We start from the raw sequence: 11,911 nt of genomic DNA, 5'->3' as shown, positions 1-11,911 counted from the left end.
GCTGCTTTACTATTGTGACACAGTCTGCAAGCCGGAATGACAGAAAGGGACTAAGCCGGAATGATTGCATAGGTATCTTCTGCTTTATTTTCCAAATGCGTTTGCCCTGTACTCACATGGCTCGGCGTTGTTGAACTTACCATGCTTGCAAATCGGAAGCAGCAGCGGCAGCAGATAGTAGCTGAACTCCATCGTATAACTGTATCTTGGATTGGGAAACGCGGCCACCGCAACCCCAATAGCGTGCAGCATGGTGGCGCTTCCTATCGTAAAAAGTATAAAACTCCCCATGTTTTTCCACCCCGAACGAATCAGGCTGAAGGCGCTGAAGGCATAGGCTATGGCAAAGGCCGCCACCCAGAACAAACTCCTGAATACCGCGTGTTGGAGTTTTGTGTAAATAAGGTAATGAAACCACTGCATGGGTGTCTCGACGTATTCACCCGCGTCGGCCACCCGGTTGCCTCCAAATTTGCCCGTCTCCACTGTAAAATAAGGCAGCGGGTGCGGGTTTAAATATCTCGCCATGGCATCGGCATTTGCTTTGATATATAAAGACGAATAGCTGCCGTTTATGCTGTTGTAAATATTGTAGTCGTCGCGGCTGTTATCAAAATAAATCAACAAATATATAAATGTCTTTTTTATAAATTGAAGGGGATGTTTCCTTATGGCGTCAGAGAGCAGGGTTGTTAAGGCTTGTCTTAGTTCATTTGCGGGCGGGTTTCCGAGCGCCTCTGAAATCGGTCCTATTACGCCGCCGTCCCCACCGCTGCCGCTGTGAATGGCGCTTAGTGTCTCGCCGTATTTTCTTATGTCCCATGTGGAGTTCAGGAAGACCCTCTGCTGTGCTGATGCCGCGCCCCGAATCTTTGCCACTGCCGCGTTAAGTCCCCGGGGGTATTTGTTTTCATCTCCTTCTAAGAATATCGCGTTTGATACCGTTGCGGCCACCCCGTAGTTATCCAGAGTAAACGACTTATGTTTTACATAATTGTAACCGCCAAGCACAAGCAGCATAGAAAGAAAGGGCAGGGCAAATGCCGCTGTTAAACCCCTTGGGTTACGCCCATTTATCCGGATATATACGATAACCAATACAAAAACCCCCACAACGAACAACCCTGCCGGCCTGATATAAACAGTAAACGCAAACGCAGCCCCCGCAAGGGCAAAGAACACGCCGTGCCAGCGTTTTAACGCAATCGCCATAAATGCAAACGCACACACAATAACACTCACATACAGGCTCTCCGAAAGAAGCGCAATGTCCCCGGCCATCTGCACGTGGCTCGTAATAAATCCAGCCATTGCAAAGGCCGCAAGCGGCGCCATATACCGGTACGAAATAAATATCCCATAGACAAACGCCAATGCCGAAATCAGCGATAACAGGTTTTGTACGGCAATAACAGAGAGTATCGTCTTTGAGAATAAAAACACTGTGGCTATAAACATCGCATAGCCGGGCGTCCTCAGAGATAGATCAGGCCATTGGCCGGACAATATCTCAATGGCGACATCAAAGTATCCATAAGAATCCGGCCGTATCAGTACCACAGGATAATAAAGAAAATACGGCAACCGCGTTATCAAATACGGTACCACAACTATAACAACCGACACAGCGGCAATAGTAAAATCCACCGCTTTTTTATGCCTTGCCCCAAAAGACTTAAGCGCGTTTATCAGGTGTAAATCTCCGCCATAGCCCCATGTGGCCACGGCTGTTATCGCCGACGATAGGACGGCAAGAAAAAAGAGCAGGTGTACCTTTGTGTGATTTACAGGGGCGGCACAGAGTAATTCGTACTTTCTGCCGTTTTTGGCGGGGTCAGAGTTGTCGGAGGTAGAAAACAGGAGTTCATCGTTAGAGAGGCAGTACCTGCCCTCTCCAATATACGCCACGGCGTCAGAGGCGGCATTGGCGCGCCTAAGCGGCGTGCCGTTTTCCAGTAGTACGGCCCTTGAGGGCGATGTGAATGCGTTATGGGCAAATCTGGCAAACCACGCATTGCCGGTTTCATGCCTGAAGTGCTCAACAGGGATTGTATCCCAACTGATTATGAGAATTTCCTGTTCGTGCAGGAAGATTAATAATGACAATATCCAAAACACAGCGCTTAGGACAGCAAACGCCGCAGTTATGGATGGTTTGCCTGCGACTGTGTCTGGCGTAATCTTATTCATCTTGCGGCTTTAGAAAAATTCACAGCAGCCTCTCCAATAATGATTACGCGCCTTTGTTATGAACACAGACCCTGTTTCTGCCTTCATGTTTGGCCTTATAAAGGGCAGTATCCGCGTGTTTTTGGCATGGCCAGAACTTGTCAGAGTCCTTTGGAAACTCACTGACTCCAATACTGACGGTTATTTTCAGGACAACCGTTGGGGTTTCAATGGATTCGGTCTCAATATTACGGCGTATCTTCTGTGCTACTTCAACGGATTTACCTTCTGTGGCATCCACAAGGAGGACTAATATCTCCTCGCCGCCGTAACGAATGACTATATCCGATTCCCTTACCGACGTCACGATAACTGAGGCCGCCTGTTTTAGCACCGTGTCTCCAACGCCGTGGCCATGGGTATCGTTTACCTGTTTGAAGTGATCTATGTCTATCATCAGAATTCCGATGAGGGTTCCCCTCCTTACAGCGGCGCTACAGAGGCTGTTAGTTATCTCATCAAGGTAGCGTCGGTTATATAATCCCGTGAGTTGGTCAATGAGGGACTGCGCCTTTAGAAGTTCCATAAAGGTCTTCCCTTCAAGCACCGGTTCACATTCCTTAAGATGGGCCTTTATATAAGGAATGGCAGAGGCCGTAGGCTCCTCACAGTCTTTACAGGAAACTATTTGCACTACATCGCCTGTATGCCCTCCAATATTAATAGGAATGCAGTAGTAGTGGAATTTGACGGTTTGACCTTCTTCAACCTGCATAAAATTTGGACATACCTGAGAAAATTCCCGGCTGTCCACTATAGCCCCCGTGCGCACCGCCCTGCACTGGACGGGGTCAGTGAAAATCACTTCTTTGCACCATGAAACTGTGTCTTTATTTATTTGTCCCAAACTGGGGCAGATTTCATTGTCAGCTTTTGAAATCACTTTCTTAATCTTAGTCTTATCTAAGCTCACTTCATAGACAGAGAAGTTTGCTATACCCATTTCCATGAGCATATCTCCTATTCGCAAAAACACATCAGTCTTTATCGCGTCTTTTTCTATGGTTCTCTTAAAGTTGTATATTTTTACAAGCATTTCAACGGTCTTGGTTGTGTCTTTGAGGGCGTTGGCGGTCTTTTCAGTCTGATATCCTATCAGCAGAGATACCTTGTTATCTATGGAAGAGAGGGTTGCCGAGAGATTTTCTGTCATCGTATTGAACCCCCTTGCCACATCGCCGGCCTCATCAGAAAGGGCTGCATCAACCCTATGGCTGGAAAAATCCCCTATAGCGGCGTGTTCAAATCCAAGCCTTAGTTTATGAAAAAGCTCCGTGTATGGTTTAAAAAATACATAGATTATGTAGAGTGTGCCGATTGAAAAAAGCATTGATACCACCACCATGTAAGACACAATAGATAAGCCCGTACGCCTCTGCCCTGTGATGTCAACGACAAGGCTTACCACCCCAAGCACCTCACCTCTGGCCGCCTTGTGGCATTGGAGACAATTTACCCGCCCATTGTCAGCCTTATAGGGGATTACTATGGCGTATTCGACATTGAAGATACCCTCGCTCACGGCGGATTTGATATCGCCTGATTTAAGGACTTCCTTTTCAAGAAAAGTGGGCGGTTTATCATCACGATTGCTTTGTCCGAATTGCTGTATTACGGCCTTACCCCTGAGAATTTTTATCTCTTTAAGACCGCTGGTGTTTTTTATCCTGTCCAGAAAAATGTCCCTTTTGTCATATACGCCAAGCATCATAAACGACGTAATGGTGTCCCTGATAAGCTCGGCTGCCGACAGCGCCCGTTCCTTTGATGTGTCCATGCTGAAGTTCCTGAAGCTGACAAACACTATGGCCTGTATCACTATTGACAGAACAACAAAGGAGAGGATTATCCTTATCAACAGTTTTGTCTTTATGGATTTGATTTGTCTCACTGCATATCCTCCGGGCTTTCGGCCTGGCCTGGCCAGCGCTTGAAGAGGTTGTGTTCGATGCTGAGCTGGTCGAGGAGCTTTCCAACGATGAAATCAATGGTGTCAGCGAGTGTCTCCGGTTGGTGATAGAATGCCGGTACGGGTGGGGCGACAACCACGCCCAAACGGGCAAGTTTGAGCATATTCTCCAGATGTATCGCACTAAAAGGCATCTCGCGCGGGCAGATTATCAATTTTCTTCCTTCTTTTATCGTAACATCAGCCGCCCGTGCCGTGAGGTTAGAGGCGTAGCCGTTGGCTATGGCAGACAGTGTTTTCATTGAGCAGGGGACTACCACCATCCCATCCGTTATGAACGAGCCGCTTGCGATGGCGCTGTGAAGGTCGTCTTGGTCGTGGTAAAAAAGTCGGCTACTCCTGAAATAATCCCTGAGAGCCGCAACGGGATGAGTGCCCCATGTGTGGCCGGTTTCGTGGGCAATGACAGAGAAGGCCGACTTCGATACAACCAGGTGTACCTCCGATGTCTTTAATAGCTCAGTGACTAGTCTGATACCTATGATGACGCCGCTGGCGCCTGTGATGGCGGCTGCGAATCTCGCCACTATTGACCCGCGTCGTTCTGGATTCCCGTTTTCACGGGAATGACAGACAGGAAGATGGGAATGACAGACAGGGACGTATGAACGGCAGACATGGATGCCGGGGTATCAGACATGGGGAAAAGGCATCTCGTTGTCATTCCAGCGCAAGCTGGAATCCAGTTACTTTGCGTACATAAAGACGTATTCGTCTGGTTTTGCAAGACCGAGGCCCTCTCTTGCCTGTTTTTCTATCTGAAATGGGTCTGTCTTTATCTCCACTATCTCTTCTTTTAGCGCGGCGATCTCTTTTTCTATTTTGGCTATGCTCTGCTCATGCAGCTTTTCTTCTTTTTTTAAGTTTACATATTTAATAAAGCCAGCCTCATCAAAGATTAAGTTCAAGCCGATTATTGTCAGGACAATGGCAAACATTATCAGCGTTATGCGCACCCTGCGCTTACGCTCGGAGACTATCTGTCCGCGAAGGCTCTTCCTCTGCCCCCGTGCTGACTTGCGCGCTGTATCCTGTCTTTCCGTCTCTTTCTCAGTTGGCATAGTTGCTTTATATATCACGCGGCGGGGGGAAAAACATATGCGCCTACCCGCCCACCGCGCGAAACATTATCTCCTACTTGTTTAGATTGTAGTACGTGTCTGCGCCTTTATACACGGCAATACTGCCAAGCTCCTCTTCGATTCTCAGGAGGCGGTTGTACTTGGCGATACGGTCGCTTCTGGATACCGAGCCTGTCTTTATCTGCCCGGCATTGAGCGCAACGGCTATATCGGCTATCGTGGTGTCTTCAGTCTCACCAGAGCGGTGTGAGATAACGGCGGTGTACATTGCCCGCTTTGCCATATCCACCGCGTCCAGTGTCTCGGTCAGCGTACCAATCTGGTTTACCTTAACAAGCACTGAGTTTGCGACACCCTTTTTGATGCCCTCTCTGAGGATTGCCGGGTTGGTTACAAACAGGTCGTCTCCGACCAGTTGAACCTTCGTCTTTAATTTGTCGGTAAGGAGTTTCCAGCCATCCCAGTCGTTTTCGCTCATGCCGTCTTCGATTGAGATTATTGGATACTTATCTACGAGATAGGCGTAGTAGTCGGTGAGTTCCGCTGGGGTGTATTTCTTTCCCTCGCCGGCGAAGTCATATTTGCCGTCTTTGAACAGCTCGCTTGAGGCTACGTCAAGGGCAATGAGCATATCCTTTCCCGCCTTGTAGCCTGCTACCCCTATGGCCTCCATTATCTCTACGATAGCGTCTTCGTTTGAGTTCAGATTAGGGGCGAAGCCTCCCTCGTCTCCTACGGCTGTGGACAGTCCCTTTTTCTGCAGGATTTTCTTCAGGTTATGAAACACCTCAGCCGACATTCTAAGCGCGTCAGCAAAGGTAGTAGCCCCCACGGGCATTATCATAAACTCCTGAACATCCACATTGTTATCGGCATGTGCGCCGCCGTTGATGATGTTGAGCATCGGCACGGGGAGTTCCTTTGCGTTTACGCCGCCGATGTATTTATAAAGGGGCAAATCGGCCTCTTCAGCCGCGGCCCTGGCTACCGCCATGGATACGCCTAATATTGCGTTGGCGCCAAGCCTTGACTTGTTGTGCGTGCCGTCGAGGTCTATCATTATCTTATCAATATCCGCCTGATGGGTAGCCTCCATGCCAAGCACCTTTTTTGCTATCTCGGTGTTTACGTTTTTTACCGCCTTTAGTACGCCCTTGCCCATGTATTTCTTCTTATCGCCGTCTCTTAGCTCTACGGCCTCTCTCTCTCCGGTTGAGGCGCCGCTAGGAACCGCCGCCCTTCCCATGTAACCGCTCTCAAGCACTACGTCTACCTCTACGGTGGGGTTTCCCCTTGAGTCCATTATCTGCCTTGCGTGAACTTTTACTATTTCTGACATCTGCGTCCTCCTGTGTGTGCTGTAATAAATTATAGTTCCAACTTTTTTATAACTTCCGGCTCAATGGCCGGTATATTATCTCTATGGTTTGGGTACGTGAATCGCGCGCCCCATGACATCCTCCGCCGCTTCCATCAATCCCTCGGCAAGGGTAGGGTGGGCGTGAACCGTATCGGCCAGCGCCTCTGCCGTCATTCCTGCCTTCAATGCCACTGCCGCCTCGTGGATTATATCCGCGGCATTGTGTCCGATAATGTGAACCCCAAGCAGCTTATTCGTCTCTGTGTCGGCGATTACCTTAAACATACCCGCTATTTCGCCCATGGCGTGTGCCTTGCCCAGGGCGCGGTACTGAAACCGCCCAATCTTGTACTTGAGTCCACGCTCCTGTGCCTGATGCTCCCTCAACCCCACCGAGGCTATCTCAGGGTGTGTGAAAATCCCCACCGGTATGACATTATAGTCCATCTTCTCTTTATGCCCCATGATGTTGGCCACCGCGCACGTGCCCTGTTTAGACGCCACATACGCCAGCAGCAGCCCGCCGGTCACGTCCCCGATTGCATAGATGTCCTTGTTTGAGGTCTCCATGAACTCGTTCACTATAATCGCCCCGCGCTTGTCCAGCTCCACGCCGACATGCTCAAGGCCTATCCCTGAAGTATTAAACGCCCTGCTGCCTATCGTTACAAGGATTTTTGAAGCGAATAGCTCCTTGCCGTCAGACAGATACGCCCTGGCGCCTGACGCGTCTGTTGTTACCCTCTCCGCCTTTACGCCGGCGTGCAATTTTATTTTCTTCTTCTTTAATTCCCTTTCCAACACCTGTGAGATCTCGGCGTCTTCTATGCTCAACGCCCTTGGCATAAGCTCGACCATGGAAACATCAGTTCCGAATTCCCGATATATGCAGGCGAACTCACATCCCATCACGCCAGCACCGAGTATCAGCATCGAGTCCGGGATTTCCTGTATCTGGAGGGCCTCCGAGCTTGAGATTATCTGCTTTCCATCAAAGGGAAACGCTGGTAAAGAGGGCTGGCTTACCCCTGTGGCGATGATAAATTTATCTGCCGTCAGCGTCTCTTCTTTGCCCTGTTTTGAGACAACCCTTACCTGTTTTTCGGATATAAAACTCCCTCTGCCGTCTTTGAGAGTTACGCCCCAGCTCTTAAACAATGCCCGTATGCCCTTGACCTGGGTTGAGATAACGGAGTTTTTGCGCTCCATTATTTTTTTGACGTTTAGTTTTATCTCCCCCGTAATGTCTATTCCGTATGAGGCGAGGTCTTTTGCCTTTGAATACGCCTCGGCTGAGGCCACAAGCGTCTTGGTAGGTATGCAGCCCTCGTTAAGGCATGTGCCTCCGACCTCCTTTTCCTCGACTATTGTAACCTCAGCGCCCATCTGAGCCGCTCTGAGGGCTGCGACATAGCCGCCTGGGCCGGAGCCAAGTATTATGATTTTCATCCAGCTTCCTCTTCAATGAACTTGTCGTAGTCAGTGGCGTCAATCAGGTCGTCAAGCTCCGATTCGTCCGATATTTCGATTACCGCTATCCAGCCCTTGCCGTATGGGTCTTCGTTGATTATCTCCGGTGAGTCTTCCAAGTCCTCGTTTACGCTTATAATCGTGCCACTCAACGGGGCTATCACCGACGATGTTGCCTTAGTAGACTCTATCTCGGACATCTCCGCATTGGCCTCTACCTCGGCGTCAACCTCGGGGATGTCTATGTAAACTATATCTCCAAGGGCATCCTGCGCGTAATCCGTTATACCTATGGTTGCCTTTTTTCCGGATATGCTTACCCATGTGTGTTCTTTATGGTAGCGAAGCTCTTCTGGATTCATTCTTACCTCCGGGCTTTTTTTTTACCTGTCAAACACAGGCTATCAGTCCTCTCCGTTTATTATCATAGTTTTTTTACCTTTGTCAAGCAAAAAAACAGGTGCGCCTCTTCCTTTTACCTCTCCTGCAGCTTTGACACATCGGCCAATTTATCGGACATTCGGCGAATCTCATTCAAAAGCGCCAACTTATTTGACCTTCTTTGCTCGTCCTTGTCCATAACCAGTACCTTGTCAAAAAATTTATTTATCGGTGCTATCAGGGTGTGTAACTTTTCGTACGCCCTCTTGTAATCCCCTGTTGAAATAGCATCGGTTATATCATATTTAATATCTGTCAGAAATATCAACAGTTCTTTTTCCTCGTCCATAATAAAAAGCTCAGGGTTTACCTCGCCATCAAAACCATCGGGGACTATGTTTTGTATCCTCTTAAAGGCAAACAGAAATTCGTTGCAACCGTCGCTGTTTTTTAAATCCCTAAGCATGTCGAGGCGATTTAACAGATACACGGGCGGTATCTCCATGAGGCCGTAAAGCGCCGCCTGCACCTCGTCGTTGACATAGCCTCTTGATAAAAACATGGCCTCAAGCCTTGACCGAAAAAATATCTCTATCGGGGCAATGAGACCTGCGTCTTTTCCTAATATGCCTGTCGTCTGGCCAAATAGTTTTTTTAATGTAATGGCATTAAATTTATTTTCAATTAAAATAGATATCAATCCTATGGCCTGGCGGCGAAGGGCAAAGGGGTCTTCGGAGCCGGTAGGGATAAGGCCGACGCTGAAAAATGACACGATATTATCAAGCTTGTCGGCAAGGCTCAGTGCTGTACCAATTGCCGTTGCCGGAATCTCTCCGCCCGACTGCTGAGGCATGTACTGTTCGTTAAGCGCCCCGGCGATTTCCCGGTCGTGACCATTTTTCATGGCATAATGTTTACCCATTATACCCTGCAGTTCGGTAAATTCGCGTACAACCCCTGTGGCAAGCGCGGTCTTTGAAATTTCTGCCGCCTTTATGTACCTATCAGGTTCATGATTATGGAGTTCTTTGGCAAGGTAAGCGATTATCAGCTCAAGCCTCTTTGTTTTGTCGTAGAGGCTGCCGAGCTTGTCGTGAAATGTGATCCCTTTGAGGCTTTCAATGCGCTCAATCAGATCTAACTGTAAATCATGTTCGTAATAAAATTTCGCGTCTTCAAGGCGCGCCTTTATGACGCGCTCTGCGCCCGCGCGCACGGTTGCCTCGTTTTCTTTGAGCGTGTTGCTTACCACGATGAACTGGTTGATGAGATTGCCGTCTCTCTCCAGTGCGAAGTATTTTTGATGGCCGCGCATTACGCTGATTAAAAGCTCTGCCGGAAGCCGGAGGAATTCGTCAGGAAACCCTGCCACAACACATACAGGATATTCAACTATATATGTGACTGTCTCAAGCAGCGCCTCGTCTGTAATGGGTGAGGCATTGAACTCTGCGGCTATCTCCTGCGCCTGTTTTCTTATCAGCTCTTTTCTTTCGTCTTGGTTTACAATGACATAATTTGATTTCAGGGCGGTGACATACTGGTTTACGTCCTCCAATTTGACAGCGCCTTCGCAGAGGAAGCGGTGCCCGTATGTAATATTAGCGCTTTCAACCCCACCATATTTAACATTAACCGGCTCACTGCCGCACAGGGCGGTTATCCAACATATAGGACGGGCAAATTTACAATCCAGCGACGCCCATCGCATCATCTTTGGGAAACGAATCGCGGCGATGATCTTCTCAAACACCCCGCCGATTATATCCTTAACTGGAAGGCCGGGCTGCTCAATCCGGGCAACTATATACTGCCCCTTGCCCTTTGTCTGAGTTGACAACTGCCCGACGTCAATTGAGTGTGTGGCGGCAAAGCCAATAGCCGCCCGCGTTGGGTTTCCATCCGCGTCATAGGCGGCAGAGACGGGCGGCCCGAAGACCTCCCTTACCTTTTTCTCCTGATACATCTGCACGCCATCAACTATAATGGCAAGCCTTCTGGGGGTGGCATATACCTTCACCGCTGAGAAGACAACAGTGGCCTCTTTTAATTGCCCGGAGGCAAGCTCCTCAATTCTGGCAACGCCGTCTGAGAGAAACCCCGCCGGTATCTCCTCTGTTCCAATCTCAAGGAGGAGTGATATATCAGGTGAATTATCGTTCATGGCATATTCTCCTAAGGCAAATCCGCCCCATTATTCAATAAATATGTCTCTGCACAGAGGCGGGCAAGCGCACGAACGCGCGTAATATACCCCGTGCGTTCATTCACCGAAATCGCTCCTCTTGCATCCAACAGATTAAAGACATGCGAGCATTTAAGGCAATATTCATAGGCCGGCAGCGTCAGCCCGGCCTTCACCAGGGCGTTTGACTGGCCGTGAAAATCGTCAAAATGGCGTCTGAGCATTGCCACATCTGCCAGTTCAAAGTTAAACTTCGAGCACTCCACCTCGTCCTGCCGGTGGATGTCTCCGTAGAGGAAGTCCTCGTTCCAGCGCAGGTTATAGACGTTGTCCACGCCCTGCAGGTACATCGCTATGCGCTCAAGCCCGTAGGTGAGCTCAAGCGATATGGGTTTTAGGTCAATCCCGCCGACCTGCTGAAAATATGTAAACTGAGTGACTTCCATGCCGTCAAGCCAGACCTCCCAGCCAAGCCCCCACGCGCCAAGCGTTGGGGAGTCCCAGTCGTCCTCGACAAAGCGTATGTCATGCTTTCTGGGGTCAATGCCGATAGCCCTGAGGCTCTCAATATAGACCTCCTGCGAGTTCACCGGCGAGGGTTTTAGGATTACCTGATATTGGTAGTAGTGTTGAAGGCGGTTGGGGTTTTCGCCGTAACGGCCGTCTGTGGGTCTGCGTGATGGCTGAACATAGGCGGTCTTCCAGTGTGTTTGACCAAGCACTCTAAAAAAAGTCGCAGGATGAAACGTCCCGGCCCCCACCTCAACATCATAAGGCTGAAGGAGCACACAGCCCTTATTAGCCCAAAACTCATGGAGCTTCATTATCAAATTCTGAAAATACATTTACCCGCCGTCCACATAGATTTTTAACATATCAACCAGATACTGGCACGCACAGGAATCTTAAAGAATGGGCAGCGGTTTTGTCAAATGATAAAAATACGGTAAATCGGCCTCTTGATAACACATTCAGTAGTATAAGCCGAGACCTGCGGCTTTGTAGCCGTGGGGGTATCAGATATTAAATTTTTCCTCAAGTCTCTTTTTGATTGGTGGTGGAATGTCCCCAACATGATAACCATGATATGTAATGTTGTATTCGTTAACGTTCTCATACTTAAACTCAATATATTTCTTATTGTTCTCATCATAATTATATAATGTTTTCATAGAATCTCCGTAAGCGTCTAAATAACTACACCCGTTGATTTCCCTGCGAGGGCATCCCTA

10 protein-coding genes are annotated in these 11,911 nt (G+C 48.8%); all 10 read right to left on the bottom strand.

Features of this window, described 5'->3' with window-relative positions:
• Positions 1-84 precede the first annotated feature (84 nt).
• The gene (locus AB7D94_RS13540; protein WP_420266438.1) at positions 85-2,190 is read right to left on the bottom strand and encodes a hypothetical protein; all 2,106 of its coding nucleotides are present in this window, start codon (positions 2,188-2,190) and stop codon (positions 85-87) included.
• Between the two features lie 43 nt (positions 2,191-2,233).
• A complete protein-coding gene (locus AB7D94_RS13535) occupies positions 2,234-4,120 on the bottom strand; it encodes a diguanylate cyclase (protein WP_420266437.1) in 1,887 nt (628 codons plus the stop codon).
• Positions 4,117-4,725, bottom strand: a complete 609-nt coding sequence (locus AB7D94_RS13530; RefSeq protein ID WP_420266436.1) for a UbiX family flavin prenyltransferase — start codon at positions 4,723-4,725, stop codon at positions 4,117-4,119. The genes AB7D94_RS13535 and AB7D94_RS13530 overlap by 4 nt, the downstream gene beginning before the upstream one ends.
• A gap of 159 nt (positions 4,726-4,884) precedes the next feature.
• Positions 4,885-5,259: an FtsB family cell division protein gene (locus AB7D94_RS13525; protein WP_420266435.1), complete on the bottom strand. Its 375-nt coding sequence runs from the start codon at positions 5,257-5,259 to the stop codon at positions 4,885-4,887.
• Between the two features lie 73 nt (positions 5,260-5,332).
• On the bottom strand, positions 5,333-6,619 hold the full coding sequence (eno, locus tag AB7D94_RS13520; RefSeq protein ID WP_420266434.1) for a phosphopyruvate hydratase: 1,287 nt from the start codon (positions 6,617-6,619) through the stop codon (positions 5,333-5,335).
• A gap of 81 nt (positions 6,620-6,700) precedes the next feature.
• Positions 6,701-8,089 carry a dihydrolipoyl dehydrogenase gene (lpdA, locus tag AB7D94_RS13515; protein WP_420266433.1) on the bottom strand — a complete coding sequence of 463 codons (1,389 nt, stop codon included), beginning with the start codon at positions 8,087-8,089 and terminating at the stop codon, positions 6,701-6,703.
• Positions 8,086-8,472, bottom strand: a complete 387-nt coding sequence (gene gcvH, locus AB7D94_RS13510; RefSeq protein WP_420266432.1) for a glycine cleavage system protein GcvH — start codon at positions 8,470-8,472, stop codon at positions 8,086-8,088. Before gcvH ends, lpdA begins: the two co-directional genes overlap by 4 nt.
• A 113-nt stretch (positions 8,473-8,585) precedes the next feature.
• Positions 8,586-10,658, bottom strand: a complete 2,073-nt coding sequence (glyS, locus tag AB7D94_RS13505; protein WP_420266431.1) for a glycine--tRNA ligase subunit beta — start codon at positions 10,656-10,658, stop codon at positions 8,586-8,588.
• An 11-nt stretch (positions 10,659-10,669) separates the two neighbouring features.
• Entirely contained in the window at positions 10,670-11,524 is an 855-nt protein-coding gene (locus AB7D94_RS13500) for a glycine--tRNA ligase subunit alpha (RefSeq protein WP_420266430.1), read from the bottom strand.
• Positions 11,525-11,695: 171 nt separating this feature from the next.
• A complete protein-coding gene (locus AB7D94_RS13495; RefSeq protein WP_420266429.1) occupies positions 11,696-11,851 on the bottom strand; it encodes a hypothetical protein in 156 nt (51 codons plus the stop codon).
• Positions 11,852-11,911 lie beyond the last annotated feature (60 nt).

Source organism: Candidatus Magnetominusculus dajiuhuensis, from assembly GCF_046044395.1.
Taxonomy (GTDB): domain Bacteria; phylum Nitrospirota; class Thermodesulfovibrionia; order Thermodesulfovibrionales; family Magnetobacteriaceae; genus Magnetominusculus; species Magnetominusculus dajiuhuensis.
This window is presented reverse-complemented; position numbering and strand designations above follow the sequence as displayed.